The following is a 15,348-nucleotide window of genomic DNA, read 5'->3' as shown; positions in this document are numbered from 1 at the left end:
ACAATGCGAAACGCGAATTAGGGAAAGTACCGACTCGCGATCCGAGTCAGAAGCAGTTAAAGTAGTTTTGCTGAACAGGCAAAACAGAATGAAATTCAAACCCAGGAGACAAACCATGGCCGAACAACCGAACAATTTGCCTGACCCTGCCGATCTCGATCCGCAGGAAACCAAAGAATGGACTGACGCCCTCGACAGCGTCATCACCCAGGAAGGCGCCGACCGCGCTCACTTCCTGATCGAGAAGCTGATCGGCCAGGCCCGCGAAGACGGGATCGATCTGCCCTACTCGGCCAACACCGAATACATCAACACCATTCCGGCCGACCAGCAGCCCAAGTACCCGGGCAACCCGGACATGGAAATCAAGCTGCATTCGTATATCCGCTGGAACGCGATGGCCATGGTCGTCCGTGCCAACAAGGACACCAACGTCGGCGGCCACATTGCCTCCTTCGCCTCAGCCGCCGCCCTTTACGACGTCGGCTTTTCGCATTTCTGGCGCAGCATCAATGATCCGTCCGGCGGCGACCTGATCTTTTTCCAGGGCCATTCAGTTCCGGGTGTCTATTCCCGCGCCTTCATGCTCGGTCGCCTGACCGAGGAGCAGATGGACAACTTCCGCCAGGAAACCGGCGGCAAGGGCATTTCGTCCTACCCGCACCCCTGGCTGATGCCCGATTTCTGGCAGTTCCCCACCGTTTCCATGGGCCTCGGCCCGATCCAGGCCATTTATCAGGCCCGCTTCATGAAGTACCTCGACTCGCGCGGACTGGCCAAGGCCGGTGATCGCAAGGTCTGGGCCTTTTTGGGCGACGGCGAGACTGACGAAGTCGAATCCCTCGGCGCCATCGGCATGGCCGGTCGCGAGAAGCTCGACAATCTGATTTTCGTCATCAACTGCAACCTGCAGCGCCTCGACGGCCCGGTGCGTGGCAACGGCAAGATCATCCAGGAACTCGAATCCGAATTCCGCGGTGCTGGCTGGAATGTCATCAAGCTGGTCTGGGGCACCCACTGGGATGCGCTGTTTACCCGCGATAAGAAGGGCATCCTCAAGAAGCGCATGATGGAACTGTGCGACGGCGAGTACCAGACCTTCAAGGCCAAGAACGGCGCCTACGTTCGCGAGAATTTCTTCAACACGCCGGAACTCAAGGAACTGGTCGCCGACTGGACCGATGATGAAATCTGGCAACTGAACCGCGGCGGCCACGACATTTTCAAGATCTTCGCTGCCTACGACCGCGCCATCAAGACCAAGGGCGCCCCGACCCTGATCCTGGCCAAGACCATCAAGGGCTTCGGCATGGGCCAGGCCGGCGAAGCGATGAACACCTCGCACCAGCAGAAGAAGATGGACAAGGAGCAGATCGGCCGCTTCCGCGACCGCTTCAACCTGCCGGTGCCGGACGACCAGCTCTACGAACTGCCTTACCTCAAGTTCGCTGAAGATTCGGAAGAGCACAAGTACATGATGCAGCGTCGCGTCGACCTCGGCGGTTTCCTGCCGCAGCGCCGCCGCAAGGCCGAGCCGCTGGCCATTCCGTCGCTCGACAGCTTTGCCGCCCTGCTCAAGGCATCCGGCGAAGGCCGCGAGTTGTCCACGACGATGGCCATTGTCCGCATCATGAACATGATGTTGAAGGACAAGAACGTCGGCAAGAACGTCGTGCCCATCGTGCCGGACGAGTCGCGCACCTTCGGCATGGAAGGCATGTTCCGCTCGGTTGGCATCTGGAATCAGCAAGGCCAGAACTACGTTCCGGAAGACCATGACCAGCTCATGTTCTACAAGGAGTCGAAGACCGGCCAGGTGCTGCAGGAAGGCATCAACGAATCGGGCGCGATGAGCGACTGGATTGCTGCCGCCACCTCGTATTCCGTGCATAACGTCCAGACCATTCCGTTCTACATCTGCTACTCGATGTTCGGCATGCAGCGCGTTCTCGACCTCTGCTGGGCGGCTGGCGACCAGCGCGCCCGTGGCTTCCTGATCGGCGGCACGGCCGGTCGCACCACGCTGAACGGCGAAGGCCTGCAGCACGAAGACGGCCACAGCCTGATCCTCTCCAACCTGATCCCGAACTGCATTTCCTACGACCCGACCTTCCAGTACGAAGTCGCCGTCGTGACCCAGGACGGCATGCGCCGCATGTTCCAGGAACAGGAAGACGTCTTCTATTACCTGACGGTAATGAACGAGAACTACGAGCACCCGGAAATGCCGGTCGGCGCCGAAGCCGACATCATCAAGGGCATGTACGCCTTCAAGAAGGGCGCCGAGTCGGCTGGTCCGCGCGTTCAACTGCTCGGTTCCGGCACCATCTTCCGCGAAGTCATCGCTGCCGCCGACCTGCTCAAGGCCGACTGGGGTGTCGAGGCGGACCTTTGGGGTTGCCCGAGCATGAATGAACTGGCGCGCAACGGTATCGATACCCAGCGCTGGAACATGCTGCATCCGCTCGAAGAGCCGAAACTGTCGCACGTCGAAGAAAAGCTGGCAGGCGCCAAGGGCCCGGTCATTGCCGCCACCGACTACATCAAGCTGTTCTCCGAGCAGATCCGTCCCTTCGTCAAGGCACCGTACGTCACGCTGGGCACCGATGGTTTCGGCCGTTCGGATACCCGCGAGAAGCTGCGTCATTTCTTCGAAGTCGATCGTCACTGGGTGACGCTGGCTGCCCTCAAGGCGCTGGCCGACAACGGCGAGATCAAGCGCGAAGTCGTCGCTGCCGCTCTGGTCAAGTACAACCTTGACCCGAACAAACCCAACCCGATGTCGGTTTAATCAGGGAGAGACAACATGAGCCAAATCATTGAAGTCAAAGTCCCCGATATCGGCGATTTCGCCGAAGTGCCGGTGATCGAGTTGTACGTCAAGGTCGGCGACAGCATCAAGGTCGACGACGCCATTGCCACGCTGGAATCGGACAAGGCGACGATGGATGTGCCTTCCACGGTCGACGGCGTGATCAAGGAAGTTTTGGTGCAACTCGGTTCCAAGGTCGGCGAAGGTTCCGTGCTGATCAAGGTTGAAACGGGTGGCGCCGCTACCGCTGCGCCAGCCCCGGCCGCCCAGGCTGCTGCACCGGCGCCGGCCCCCGCGGCTGCTCCGGTTGCCGCTGCCCCTGCCGCTGGCGGTGGCGTGGTTGAAGTCAAGGTGCCGGATATCGGCGATTTCGCCGAAGTCCCGGTCATCGAGCTCTACGTCAAGGTCGGCGACAGCATCAAGGTGGACGATGCGATCGCCACGCTGGAATCCGACAAGGCGACGATGGATGTTCCATCCACCGTCGCTGGTACGGTCAAGGAAGTGCTCGTTCAACTCGGCTCCAAGGTCGGCGAAGGCACGGTTCTGATCAAGGTGGAAACCGGCGCTTCGGCTCCGGCAGCCGCACCGCAAGCTGCTGCACCGGCACCTGCCGCTGTGGCCGCCCCGGTTGCTGCGCCAGCCGCCGCGCCTGTCGCTGCTGCCCCGGCTGCACTGGCCCCGGCTCTGGCTGTTGGCGCCAAGGTTCACGCCTCGCCGTCGGTCCGCGCCTATGCCCGCGAACTCGGTGTCGACCTGAACAAAGTGCCGGCTACCGGCCCGAAGAACCGCATCGTCAAGGAAGACCTGACCAAGTACGTCAAGGGCGTCATGTCCGGCGCCGTTGCCGGCCCGGCTGCTGCCGCTGGCGGCGCCAGCCTTGGCGGCGGGCTCGACCTGCTGCCGTGGCCGAAGGTCGATTTCGCCAAGTTCGGCGAGATCGAGGTCAAGCCGCTGTCGCGCATCAAGAAGATTTCCGGCCAGAACCTGTCGCGCAACTGGGTGATGATCCCGGCCGTGACGTATCACGAAGATGCCGACATCACCGACATCGAAGCCTTCCGCGTACTGCTCAACAAGGAAAACGAAAAGGGTGGCGGCGCCAAGCTGACCATGCTGGCGTTCCTCATGAAGGCTTGCGTCAAGGGCCTGCAGAAATTCCCGGAATTCAATTCCTCGCTCGATGGCGACAATCTGGTGCTGAAGAAATATTTCAACATCGGTTTCGCTGCGGACACGCCGAACGGTCTGGTCGTCCCGGTAGTCAAGAACGTCGACAAGAAGTCGGTCTTCGAACTGGCGCAGGAATCGGGCGATCTGGCCAAACAAGCGCGTGACGGGAAGCTCAAGCCGGCCGACATGTCCGGCGCCTGCTTCACGATTTCCAGCCTGGGCGGCATCGGTGGCACCTACTTCGCGCCTATCGTCAATGCGCCGGAAGTCGCCATCCTCGGCGTCAACAAGTCGGCCATGAAGCCGGTCTGGGACGGCAAGGCTTTCGTGCCGCGCCTCGTCCTGCCTCTGTCGCTGACCGCCGATCACCGCGTTATCGACGGTGCGCTGGCGACCCGCTTCAATGTCTATATCGCGCAGCTGCTGGCCGACTTCCGTCGCGTCGCGCTGTAAGGGGAGAACACCATGAGCAATCTGGTAGAAGTCAAAGTCCCCGATATCGGCGATTTCGCCGAAGTGCCGATCATCGACCTGTTCGTCAAGGTCGGCGACAGCATCAAGGTTGACGACGCGATCTGCACGCTGGAATCCGACAAGGCAACGATGGATGTACCGTCGCCGGTCGCCGGTGTGGTCAAGGAAGTGCTCGTTCAACTCGGCGCCAAGGTGGGTGAAGGCGCGTTGCTGATCAAGGTTGAAAGTGGCGCTGCTGCCACGGTCAACCCGGAAAAAGCAGCAAAAACGGAAACCCCGGCCGCGGCGCCAGCCGCCGCCCCGGTGGCCGCCCCGGTCGCCGGCAGCCATGCCGGCGGTGCCGACATCGAGTGCGAGATGCTCGTCCTCGGCGCCGGTCCCGGCGGTTACTCGGCGGCTTTCCGCTCGGCCGACCTCGGCATGAAGACGGTCATCGTCGAGCGCTACGCCACCCTCGGCGGCGTCTGCCTCAACGTCGGCTGCATCCCGTCCAAGGCCCTGCTCCACGTTGCCGCGGTCATGGAAGAAGCCCAGCACGCGGCCGATCTCGGCGTCACCTTCGCCGCCCCCACGGTCGATATCGACAAGCTGCGCGCCCACAAGGACAAGGTTGTCGGCAAGCTGACCGGCGGTCTGGCCGGCATGGCCAAGGGCCGCAAGGTCGACATCGTGCGCGGCTTCGGCACCTTCCTCGACCCGCATCACATCGAGGTGCAGGAAACCACCGGCAGCGGCCAGGACACCACGGGCAGCAAGAAGATCGTGAAGTTCCAGAAGTGCATCATCGCCGCCGGTTCGGCTGCCGTGCATCTGCCCTTCATCCCGAAGGATCCACGCATCGTCGATTCGACCGGGGCGCTCGAACTTCGCTTCGTGCCGGAGAAGATGCTGGTCATCGGCGGCGGCATCATCGGTCTCGAAATGGCCACCGTCTATTCGACGCTGGGCGCCAAGGTCGATGTCGTCGAAATGCTCGACGCGCTGATGCAAGGCCCCGACCGCGACGCGGTCAAAGTCTGGGAAAAGCAGAACACGCACCGCTTCGACAAGATCATGCTGAAGACCAAGACGGTTGCTGTTGATGCCAAGGAAGATGGCCTCTACATCACCTTCGAAGGCGAAGGCGTGTCGCCGGAACCGGTCAAGTACGACATGATCCTGCAAGCCGCCGGCCGCTCGCCGAACGGCAAGAAGATCGGTGCCGACAAGGCGGGCGTCGCGGTCACCGACCGTGGCTTCATCAACGTCGATGCCCAGATGCGGACCAACGTGCCGCACATCTTCGCCATCGGCGACGTCGTCGGCAATCCCATGCTGGCTCACAAGGCCGTCCATGAAGCCCACGTCGCGGCGGAAGTCGCCGCCGGCCACAAGGCCGCCTTCGACGCCACGGTGATTCCGGGCGTTGCCTATACCCACCCGGAAGTCGCGTGGGTCGGCTACACCGAGGATCAGGCGAAGAAGGAAGGCCGCAAGGTCGAGGCCGCCAAGTTCCCGTGGGCGGCATCCGGTCGCGCCATCGCCAACGGTGCCGAGTACGGCTTCACCAAGCTGATTTTCGATGCCGAAACGCATCGCGTCATCGGCGGTGCGATTGTCGGCCCGAACGCTGGCGACATGATCGGTGAAGTCTGCCTGGCCATCGAGATGGGCTGCGATGCGGTCGATATCGGCAAAACCATCCACCCGCACCCGACGCTCGGCGAAACGGTGGGCATGGCGGCCGAAGTGGCGCACGGTACCTGTACCGACGTGCCGGCACCGCGCAAGAAGTAGCCAGACGAACCGGCTGCGGATTTATGCTTCAGCCCGAACGAATCGGGCAATTCCGGAATAAAAAAGGGGCCATCAAGGCCCCTTTTTCAATGCGCGCAAGGTTTCAACGGCGGCTACGCACTTTCCAGCCGAGCATGGCCAAGCCGGCCAGCAGCATGGCGTAGGTTTCGGGTTCAGGTACAGGCGCGGCGGCTATCGTGACACTGTCGATGCTGCCACGAAGACTGTAGATGGCTTCGCCTGTACCGGACCCGCTCCAGCGGCCGGCATCTATGGCAAATTCCTTGTAAACGGTATTGGAAAAGTTGGGCGAGGTGTTGAGCAGGTCGGGCAATTCGCTGTTCGGGATGGCGCTGAGGTCGTCCCAGACATGGTCGCCCCAAATCCACAACTCTTCCCGGACTTGGGTCTGGCTATCCCAATCGCATGGGCCGCCCTGGCAACCAACAAAATGCCCTGTTTCCATCATGAGTCCGTCGAATTCCTTGCCGGCAACCACCCCCGGCGGCAAGTCCGGCAGCGTGCTGGGAACGAACTGATTGTTCATGGTGGAGATCTGGTTTTTGTTGAGATCCGAGCCTGAGAACACCGTGACACCGCCAATGTCGAGCTGGGTATTGCTCGGACTAAACGCCCACCAGTGGTCCACATTGCCATCCACTTCGTCCCATGAGTAAGTCCCAGAGCCAGTCGCATTAGCCAGGTCGTTGTCGAAAATAAAACGCATGGAATACGACTTGCCCTGCCAGCTGCTCAGGTCGTAGCCAAAGGTGCTATCGAATGTGCCGGTAAAACCACTTTCCAACGTACCGCTGACAGTGACCTGATATTGAACGGCGGATGCAGTTAGCGGCAGGCAAACGCAGGCGAGCAGGGCAGCCAGCAAGGCGGTTTTTTTCATGCTTTTTTTCCTTTTTTCTTAATTACAAACAATGAATGACTGCTGATGCGTCCGGATGGAGTTGAAATATGAAAACGGATTATGAAATTGTAATCAAAATTCAAGCCAAAAGCGCTGTCGTGAGGCCTACGGCAAGTAGCGCGCTCTGAGGCAACAGGACTTTCATTAACTTAATCAATCGCTTGAAGTTTCGTTCGCTCTGAGTTGATGTTTGACTTTGCGCTGCTTCGAAAGGCTCATTTCGATGCCGAAACGCATCGCGTCATCGGCGGGGCGATTGTCGGCCCGAACGCCGGCGACAAACCGGTATGGAAAAGCAACAGCCACGGCAACCTCTTCCGCCCGCCTCTGAACGCGAAGCTGCCCCCCGACCCCGGCATCCGCTGGCCGAAAATGCCAAACCAATCATGCTGTTAACATGCCAGGATGACGCGAGGTTTCCCGGGGTTTTCCCGAGCTTGACCGTTGCCTGAAGAGGAAGAGATACTGCGGCAAAACATTCCGGCGCGAGTTGCCAAACGCCCTGCCAGGAAACTAGAAACGCCCCGGAGACATCCCGATTCATACCCTGCACCAACTACTCCCCGGCCTGGGCAATCGCGGCATTCTGGCGCGCATGGCGCTGCTCGCACTGCTTGGCATACTCTTCCCGCTACTCTGGTGGTGGGAATCGTCGTTCGTCCTACGCGGCGGTCTGGCCCTGCTCATCCTCTTTGGCGGCTACGTCGTCCAGGCTCAGTTGCGCCAGCTGTGGGCCACGCAGCGCGCCTATAGCCTGGCCATGGCGGCGGCGCACGACGGCTTCTGGGCATGGGATCCGGTCAGCAAGCGCCTCGATGTCGGCAAGCGATTGCTGGAAATCCTTGGTTATCGCGACAATTTCCTGCCCGACACGCATGCCTGGCTGGAACTGGTCCATCCGGACGACCGCTGCCATTACAACCGGACCGTCGCCGAGCACCTGAAGGGCCGCACCCCCTACTTTTACTGCGAGTACCGGGTCCGCGCCAGCAGCGGCCAGTACCGCTGGATCGCCTCACGCGGCATCGCGGTGCGCGACCGTCACGGCGTCGCCTACCAGATGGCCGGCTCGGTCACCGACATCACCGAACGCAAGCAGCACGACGAGCAACTCGCCTTCATGGCCCAGCACGACCCGCTGACCGGCCTGCCCAACCGCTTGCTGCTCGCCGAGAAACTGGGCGAGGCACTGCACCAGGCGACGGCCCGGCAAGAACGTGTCGCCCTGCTGTTCATCGACCTTGACCGCTTCAAGGACATCAACGACTCGCTCGGCCACCGGCTGGGCGACAGCCTGCTCCAGGATGTCGCCGGGCGCCTGCGCGGTGCGCTCGGCCCGACCGACACCCTGGTCCGCCAGGGCGGCGACGAATTCATCGTGCTGCTCACCGGCATCGCCAATGGCGCGACGGCCGAAGCCCGCGCCCGCGATTTCCTCGAACGCCTGAACCAGCCCTTCGTCACCGATGGCAACCAGCTGCACGTCGGCGCCAGCATCGGGCTCAGCCTGTACCCGGACGACGCCGCCGATGCCGAGCAACTATTGCGCGATGCCGATACCGCGATGTACGTGGCCAAGCGCCATGGCGGTGGCCAGGTTGCCCGCCACACGCCGGAAATGAAGGAGCGCGTGCAGCAGCGCGCCTCGATCGAATTGCGCCTGCACCGGGCCATCGAGCAACAGGCTTTCTCCCTGCACTACCAGCCCAAATTCGACACCGCCAGCGGCCGCCTGCTCGGCGCCGAGGCCCTGCTGCGCTGGCAGGATGGCGACCAGTGGATTCCGCCCGACCGCTTCATCCCGGTAGCGGAGGAAACCGGCCTGATCATCCCCATCGGCCACTGGGTACTGACCGAGGCAATCGCCTGCCTGGCCCGCTGGAACCGCCTGTCGCCGACACCGCTGCACATGGCCATCAATCTCTCGGCCCGCCAGTTCTGGCCCGGCGACCTGACCGAGACGGTCGCCGCGCTGTGTGCGGAGCACGGCGTCGCCTGCGAGCAAATCGAGCTGGAAGTCACCGAGTCGATGCTGCTGATGGCCGAGGGCAACCACGTCGACATGCTCCACGCCATGCGCGCCCGCGGCTTCCGCCTGGCTCTCGATGATTTCGGTACCGGCTATTCCTCGCTCTCCTACCTGCACCGCCTGCCCTTCAGTAGCCTGAAGATCGACCGCAGCTTCGTCACCGCCCTGATCGACGATGCCGGCGGTAGCGCACTGGTCCCGGCGATCATCACCATGGCCCACAACCTCGGCCTCGAAGTCGTCGCCGAAGGGGTCGAAACGGCAGCGCAACTGGTGCTTTTGCGCGACCTGCACTGCGATATCCACCAGGGCTACCTGAGCGGCCGGCCGATGCCGGAAGCCGACTTCCGCCAGCGCTTCCTTGATGCGCCGACCGGCACCGACGTACCAGCAGCGCACAAAAAGTAAGCTGCGTTAAAATTGCGTTCGACCTGGGCGAGGGCAATCCCATCGCCCTATTCAAGACCTATCGGACCCAATGACCCCCACCCTGCCCCGCCGTTCCGCCGACGAGCAAACCCGCCTCGAAGCCACTCTGCGCGATGTTTTCGAGCACAAGCTTTGTTTCAACGAATTGCTCGGCTTCAAGGTCGAGTCGCTCAACCCAGCCGCGCCGCAAATCAGTTTCGCCATGCGCCCCGACCTCATCGGCCATTTTCTGCATGGCCGCCTGCATGGCGGCGTGATCGCCACCGTGCTCGATACCGTCGGCGGCCTGGCCGCGACCGTGGCCATTGCCGAGAAATTCAACAGCGAAACGACCGAGCAGGTCGGCCATCGCTTCGGCCGCATCGGCACCATCGACTTGCGCACCGATTACCTGCATCAGGGCATCGGCAAAAAATTCACGGCCACCGGACGGATAACCCGTCTCGGCGGCCGCATCGCCTCGGTGCAGATGACGCTGGAGAACGAAACCGGCCTGCTCATCGCCACCGGCGGGGCGTCTTACGTCATCAGTTAAGCCGACAGAGCGACTTCCACGGTCAACCGGGTTTACTACGTGAAACGTAAAAAAGGGCCAAAATTGAAATGCCCCGACGGCGTTTGAAAGCCAAAGAATCGGCCGGCGCGGCCACTCAATGACAAAGGCCGGAAGTTTCCGGCCTTTGTTGATTGTGCAGGGCAAGCCCTGCCGCTTCGAAAGCGTCCGTTTTCAGACGCGCTGGCTGCGACGACGGGCGACAACGCCCATCAATCCGAGACCGGCGAGCAGCATGGCGTAGCTTTCCGGCTCGGGAACGGCGGCCGTGAAGGTCAGGTTGTCGAGCACGACACCGTCGCCGGAAATGCTGACGCGGGCGATATTGGCGGCGTCGCTGACATAACCGAAGCTCTGGAACTGGTCGTAGCTATTGGCACCAAACGGCGAAAAGATGAACTTGGCGGTTTTCAGCAGGCTGTCGTTGGCATCGTAATAACGCGCCGTCAGCATGGCAGAGCCGTCGGCATTCTCTTCGTAGATGCTGTAATCGAAGGCAACACCCTTGGTCGGCGCGGCAAAGCTGATGTTCATGGTCATCTGACCGATGGTGTCGAACGAGACGAAGTGGTTGCCGGCACCCCACAGGCCGTTTTCGCCAAGGTCGGCGATGTACTGGCCGACGGTATAGCTGTCGGTGGCCGTGATCGAGCCGCCGGCAAAGTTGTAGGTGTCACCACCCAACAGGTTGAGGCCATCTTCGCTTTCGAAGTCGATGACGGTCTGCGAGACCGGCACGTCGGCACGGTCGACGATCACGGCGGCGTGCGAGGCGGCGGAAGAAATCGCCAGCACCAGGCCGGCAATCAGGTTGAACTTGTTCATTGATTTTCCTTTATCGAATTAACCCCGGCTGACGCCGGGGCTGGTTCAAAAACTCAGGCGCCGACGATGCCGCCGTCGTCCTTGGTGATGACCACCACGCCGCTGCGCGGACGGCCGCCCGGCAACGGGGTGCCGTCGGCACGGGTGGCCCACTGGCTGGCCGGCCAGTTGGACAGCGCGGTCGGGTTGGCGGCAACGGCGTCTTCGCCCGGGTGCTGGATGCCGACGAACAGGGTTTTGCCATCCGGCGTCATGGTGATGCCGGTGACTTCGCACTTGTTCGGTCCGGTCAGGAAGCGACGGAACTCCTTGCTCACCGGGTCGGCACAGGACAGGCTGTTGGCGCCGATGTGAATCCAGTCGCCGGAGCCGTTGCCGGCCTGGTCGGTCTGCACCCAGAGGCGGCCGAACCAGTCGAACCACAGGCCGTCCGGCGCGCCGATATCGGCCGAGCCGTCCGGATCGTCGTTGATGTTGCCCTTGTAGTCGTTGGTCGGCTTGACCGTCTTGATCGTCGCGGTATCGCCACACTGAACGAAGATGTCCCAGTTGAACTCGGTGGCGAGCACCGACTGGCCGGCTTCGCGCCAGCGGATGATGTGGCCGTAGCGATTGTCTTCACGCGGGTTGGCCGTATCGACCGGCGGCCGGGCGGAAGCTGCCGTCGTCGAACCGTCGGCCTTGTTGACCGAGGCGGTCGTCGTGCCTCGACGATCATTGTTGGTCAGCGTGCAGTAGATCTCGATCTCGTCGTTGCCGTTAAGACGCGGACGGGCGCCGGTCCATTCCGGACGATCCATCATCGTGGCGCCCACAGCATCGGCCGCCATGCGGGTCTTGATCAGGATCTTGGCCTGGACTTCGGCATCGTCGGCCCCGGCAAAGTTCGGGTTGTCGCGCAGGGCAACGCCATCGAGGCCGATGCTGTCCGGCGTCAGCGGCAGCCAGGTACCGCTCAGGTCGGCGTCGAAACGGGCGACGTAGAGCGTGCCGTGGTCGAGCAAATCGCGGTTGGCAGCACGGTTACCCGGGTTGTACTTGTCGGCACAGACGAACTTGTAGATGTACTCGTTCTTTTCGTCATCACCCATGTAGAAGGCGAGGTTCTGGGCACGGTCAACGACGTATTGGGCGCTCTCGTGCTTGATGCGGCCGAGCGCGGTGCGCTTGACCGGCACGCTCTTCGGATCGAGCGGATCGACTTCGACAACCCAGCCGAAGTGGTTGGTCTCGTTCGGATTGACCGCCAGATCGAAGCGCGGATCGGCGGTGTGCCAGCGATAACCGAAACCGGCGGCGGTGACGCCGTAACGGTTATAGAGCTTGCCGGCCTCGGTGGTAACCGCCGGCAGGGGTGCGTTGGCGCCGAAGTTGCCGTTCCAGTTTTCTTCGCAGGTCAGGTAGGTGCCCCAGGGGGTGATGCCATGCGCACAGTTGTTGATGGTGCCGAAAGCCTTGAAACCATCGGTGCTGTTGCCGGTGGCGACTGAACCGGTCGGCGCGATGTTGAATTCCCTGGTCTTCATCAGGGCGTGTCCGGCGGCCGGGCCGGCGATGCGCATCGGCGTGTTGGCCGTCAGGCGACGGCCGTAGATGGAGCCCTTGACGACACTCCAGTTGCCGTTGATGCGACGGATTTCGGTGATCGAAACGCCGTGCGCGGCCTGCGACTTGCGGCACTTCTCGATGCTGTAGCCGGCGCCGACCTGGCCGTCCGGGAAGAGGATTTCTTCGTGGGTGTATTCGTTGTTGGCGCACAGGATGCCACGGTCGTTGAGAACCTGGCCACGGCTCGGGAAGGGGAAGAAATGCATGCCGTCGGTGTGCATGCCGTACTGCATCGCCTGCTCGGCGGCGGTATTGCTGGCATCGGCCTTGTAGGCAACAGCCCCCGGCATGATCGGATCACCCCAGGAAACCAGGGACTTGACGGTATGACCGGCCGGCACGGTGACCTTGTCGGCAACCGGCGCCAGGCTGGGCGGGATGCTTTCGAAACCGATACCCACCACTGGGGCGGGCACGGCGGCCTCAACGGTACCAACGATACCGGACAGGGTCAGGCCGCCGGCTGCTGCCAGCGCGCCGGCGCTGGCCGAACCTTGAATAAAGCGGCGACGGCTGACTTCGACGCGGCCGATGACATCGATGATCGATTCGTTGCCTGACGGATTGATCGTCAGATCGTTCCTTGGATGCTTGCTGCCTTTCATGACATTCCTCTCAAAATTGTGACGCGACCATCTTTCATCGTCGGGTGGGGGGCGGGACCATGGCCTCACCAATGCGCCGATTCAAACCGGGCATATCCATTGGGGGTGACCATACAATTTTGATTCTGGTCAACAATTATTACCTGGTCATTGCACCAATATTGTCGCTTGATGATCCTTTCGGACTACGCAACAACCTCCCGGATGACGCTTGTTGTCACGTTGGAATGGGCCGGGTAGCAGTGTCGTCGCACCAATTGAACGAAAAAAATACGGCCACCGGACGGAATCCGTCCGGTGGCCGTATTGCCTTGATGCAGATGACACTCAAAAACCAAATCCGCCGGCTCAATGATGCCGGCGGCGAGAATTCCACGGTCAACCGGAAAAATCGGCCAAAATTGAAATTGATTGACCGCAGCGAAGCCTAAAGAATCGGCACACCCTGCTGCTCGCCCCGCTCGTAAACCACGTTGGCGCGGCCGACGATGAGCGGGTCGAGATTGCCGATGCGATCGGTATCCTTGTTGTTGTACGGCAACTTGTGAAGCACGTAGCGCATGGCATTGAGCCGCGCCCGCTTCTTGCAGTTCGACTTGATCACCGTCCATGGCGCATCGGCGGTATCGGTGTGGAAGAACATCGCCTCCTTGGCCTTGGTGTAGTCGCCCCATTTGTCGAGCGACGCCATGTCGATCGGTGACAGTTTCCACTGCTTGAGCGGATGCACCTTGCGTTCGCCAAACCGGCGGCGCTGCTCCTCCTGACTGACCGAGAACCAGAATTTGATCAGATGCGTGCCGTTGCGCGCCAGCATGCGCTCGAACTCCGGCGCCTGACGGACGAATTCGGCGTACTCCTGATCGCTACAAAAACCCATGACCCGCTCGACGCCGGCCCGGTTGTACCACGAGCGGTCGAACATGACGATCTCGCCATTGGTCGGCAGATGCTGCACATAACGCTGGAAATACCACTGGCCGCGCTCCATTTCGCTCGGCTTTTCCAGCGCCACGACGCGAGCGCCCCGCGGATTCAAATGTTCCATGAACCGCTTGATAGTGCCACCCTTGCCCGCCGCGTCGCGGCCCTCGAAGAGGATCACCACCTTCTGCCCGGTTTCCTTGACCCAGGCCTGCAGCTTGAGCAACTCGACCTGCAGGCGATACTTCTGCCGCTCATAATTGCGGCGCTGCATGAGATTCTTGTACGGGTAGCCGCCGTCGCGCCAATCCTTGGCCAACTCGTCATCCGGGCTGGCCGGCAATTCCTCGACGACCACGCCCTGCTGCTTGAGCAGACCACGGAGCAAGGCAACCGACTCGTCGGCCGGCATGCCGGCGATCACATCGCGCATCGCCCCCATTTTTGACGCCTGGGCAGCGTCGACCGCAGCCCGCACGGTGAACCCCTCAATGCCCTGCTCGGTCAGCACCGGCGGTACATCGCCACTCACCACCTGACGCCGGCGAACGGCACGGGGGGCCGGCTTGGCTCCAGCAGCGGCGATCTTTTTCGGCGGTGTTACCGTCGTCTTTTTTCTGGTGACCATCTCTCTCTCCATCAATCGATGTAAAGAGTTTATTTCACGGCAAAGGCAGCGCCTTGTCTAGTCCAGCATTTCAACGGGAATGACCGCCCGCAGCACGGTCTGCGTTTCGCCTCGACGAACGCGGTTGCTCAGCCACCACAAGGCGCCCTTCTTGATGCTCCACTCGGACTCATGCCCGGCCAGCAACAAGGACGCCATGCGCCCGAGCGAAGGCTGATGGCCGACGATCAGCACCGAACCCGGGGCCGAGGGCCAGCCGGATGCGGCGATCAGTTCGGAAACACAAGCCTCCGGCCCGATCTTGCGTATCGTTTCGAAAGGCAGCTTCAAGGCCTCGACCGTTTGCTGGGTGCGCACCGACGGGCTGGCGATAATGCGCAGATCCTTGGGCTGATGCGCCAGAATCCAGGCCGCCATCGTCCGCGCCTGTTTTTCACCGCGCGAAGTCAGACGCCGCTTCAAATCATCGTCGCCGTCTTCCGCCTCAGCGTGGCGCCACAGCAGCAATTCCATGATCGCCCCTCCTCAAAAGCCCGCAGTATGCCCATGAACTGTTACCACCTGATTTCAATATAGCGAGTTTTTGAGGC

Annotated in this window: 12 protein-coding genes; 7 read left to right on the top strand and 5 right to left on the bottom strand. The window is 61.7% G+C overall.

Annotation, left to right across the window (positions count from 1 at the left end; genetic code table 11):
- The first annotated feature begins 115 nt into the window (after positions 1-115).
- From aceE to lpdA, 3 genes are read left to right on the top strand one after another with little or no spacing between them, the layout of a single operon-like run.
- Complete coding sequence (gene aceE / locus KI610_RS02160; protein ID WP_226497059.1) at positions 116-2,791, top strand: pyruvate dehydrogenase (acetyl-transferring), homodimeric type; 2,676 nt, start codon at positions 116-118, stop codon at positions 2,789-2,791.
- A 15-nt stretch (positions 2,792-2,806) separates the two neighbouring features.
- On the top strand, positions 2,807-4,438 hold the full coding sequence (aceF, locus tag KI610_RS02155) for a dihydrolipoyllysine-residue acetyltransferase (RefSeq protein WP_226497058.1): 1,632 nt from the start codon (positions 2,807-2,809) through the stop codon (positions 4,436-4,438).
- A gap of 12 nt (positions 4,439-4,450) precedes the next feature.
- On the top strand, positions 4,451-6,235 hold the full coding sequence (gene lpdA / locus KI610_RS02150; RefSeq protein ID WP_226497057.1) for a dihydrolipoyl dehydrogenase: 1,785 nt from the start codon (positions 4,451-4,453) through the stop codon (positions 6,233-6,235).
- Between the two features lie 103 nt (positions 6,236-6,338).
- On the opposite strand, the gene KI610_RS02145 is transcribed toward lpdA, so the two are convergent.
- Complete coding sequence (locus tag KI610_RS02145; RefSeq protein WP_226497056.1) at positions 6,339-7,136, bottom strand: PEP-CTERM sorting domain-containing protein; 798 nt, start codon at positions 7,134-7,136, stop codon at positions 6,339-6,341.
- A gap of 207 nt (positions 7,137-7,343) precedes the next feature.
- On the opposite strand from KI610_RS02145, the gene KI610_RS02140 reads away from it, so the two are divergent.
- The 3 genes from KI610_RS02140 (at position 7,344) to KI610_RS02130 (ending at position 10,150) form a co-directional block, all read left to right on the top strand.
- On the top strand, positions 7,344-7,553 hold the full coding sequence (locus tag KI610_RS02140; protein ID WP_226497055.1) for a hypothetical protein: 210 nt from the start codon (positions 7,344-7,346) through the stop codon (positions 7,551-7,553).
- Positions 7,554-7,752: 199 nt separating this feature from the next.
- Entirely contained in the window at positions 7,753-9,594 is a 1,842-nt protein-coding gene (locus KI610_RS02135; protein WP_226497054.1) for a putative bifunctional diguanylate cyclase/phosphodiesterase, read from the top strand.
- 70 nt (positions 9,595-9,664) lie between these two features.
- Complete coding sequence (locus KI610_RS02130; RefSeq protein WP_226497053.1) at positions 9,665-10,150, top strand: thioesterase family protein; 486 nt, start codon at positions 9,665-9,667, stop codon at positions 10,148-10,150.
- A 192-nt stretch (positions 10,151-10,342) separates the two neighbouring features.
- Here the strand turns inward: KI610_RS02130 and KI610_RS02125 are convergent, their stop codons facing one another.
- Positions 10,343-10,993: a PEP-CTERM sorting domain-containing protein gene (locus tag KI610_RS02125; protein WP_226497052.1), complete on the bottom strand. Its 651-nt coding sequence runs from the start codon at positions 10,991-10,993 to the stop codon at positions 10,343-10,345.
- Between the two features lie 53 nt (positions 10,994-11,046).
- Complete coding sequence (locus KI610_RS02120; RefSeq protein ID WP_226497051.1) at positions 11,047-13,206, bottom strand: PhoX family protein; 2,160 nt, start codon at positions 13,204-13,206, stop codon at positions 11,047-11,049.
- 59 nt (positions 13,207-13,265) lie between these two features.
- On the opposite strand from KI610_RS02120, the gene KI610_RS02115 reads away from it, so the two are divergent.
- Positions 13,266-13,637: a hypothetical protein gene (locus tag KI610_RS02115; RefSeq protein WP_226497050.1), complete on the top strand. Its 372-nt coding sequence runs from the start codon at positions 13,266-13,268 to the stop codon at positions 13,635-13,637.
- On the opposite strand, the gene ppk2 is transcribed toward KI610_RS02115, so the two are convergent.
- The gene (ppk2, locus tag KI610_RS02110) at positions 13,634-14,758 is read right to left on the bottom strand and encodes a polyphosphate kinase 2 (RefSeq protein WP_226497049.1); all 1,125 of its coding nucleotides are present in this window, start codon (positions 14,756-14,758) and stop codon (positions 13,634-13,636) included. The genes KI610_RS02115 and ppk2 overlap by 4 nt on opposite strands.
- Before the next feature lie 57 nt (positions 14,759-14,815).
- Complete coding sequence (locus KI610_RS02105) at positions 14,816-15,271, bottom strand: SixA phosphatase family protein (protein ID WP_226497048.1); 456 nt, start codon at positions 15,269-15,271, stop codon at positions 14,816-14,818.
- Between the last annotated feature and the right edge of the window lie 77 nt (positions 15,272-15,348).

The organism is Ferribacterium limneticum (assembly GCF_020510565.1).
GTDB classification, from domain to species: domain Bacteria; phylum Pseudomonadota; class Gammaproteobacteria; order Burkholderiales; family Rhodocyclaceae; genus Azonexus; species Azonexus limneticus_B.
This window is presented reverse-complemented; position numbering and strand designations above follow the sequence as displayed.

Excerpts from the sequence above, each read along its gene's own strand:
- KI610_RS02130 (WP_226497053.1), top strand. The coding sequence starts at position 9,665 with ATGACCCCCACCCTGCCCCGCCGTTCCGCCGACGAGCAAACCCGCCTC.
- KI610_RS02105 (WP_226497048.1), bottom strand. The coding sequence starts at position 15,271 with ATGGAATTGCTGCTGTGGCGCCACGCTGAGGCGGAAGACGGCGACGAT.
- KI610_RS02120 (WP_226497051.1), bottom strand. The coding sequence starts at position 13,206 with ATGAAAGGCAGCAAGCATCCAAGGAACGATCTGACGATCAATCCGTCA.
- KI610_RS02145 (WP_226497056.1), bottom strand. The coding sequence starts at position 7,136 with ATGAAAAAAACCGCCTTGCTGGCTGCCCTGCTCGCCTGCGTTTGCCTG.
- aceF (WP_226497058.1), top strand. The coding sequence starts at position 2,807 with ATGAGCCAAATCATTGAAGTCAAAGTCCCCGATATCGGCGATTTCGCC.
- KI610_RS02125 (WP_226497052.1), bottom strand. The coding sequence starts at position 10,993 with ATGAACAAGTTCAACCTGATTGCCGGCCTGGTGCTGGCGATTTCTTCC.
- KI610_RS02115 (WP_226497050.1), top strand. The coding sequence starts at position 13,266 with ATGGCCTCACCAATGCGCCGATTCAAACCGGGCATATCCATTGGGGGT.
- ppk2 (WP_226497049.1), bottom strand. The coding sequence starts at position 14,758 with ATGGTCACCAGAAAAAAGACGACGGTAACACCGCCGAAAAAGATCGCC.
- KI610_RS02140 (WP_226497055.1), top strand. The coding sequence starts at position 7,344 with ATGTTTGACTTTGCGCTGCTTCGAAAGGCTCATTTCGATGCCGAAACG.
- KI610_RS02135 (WP_226497054.1), top strand. The coding sequence starts at position 7,753 with ATGGCGCTGCTCGCACTGCTTGGCATACTCTTCCCGCTACTCTGGTGG.
- lpdA (WP_226497057.1), top strand. The coding sequence starts at position 4,451 with ATGAGCAATCTGGTAGAAGTCAAAGTCCCCGATATCGGCGATTTCGCC.
- aceE (WP_226497059.1), top strand. The coding sequence starts at position 116 with ATGGCCGAACAACCGAACAATTTGCCTGACCCTGCCGATCTCGATCCG.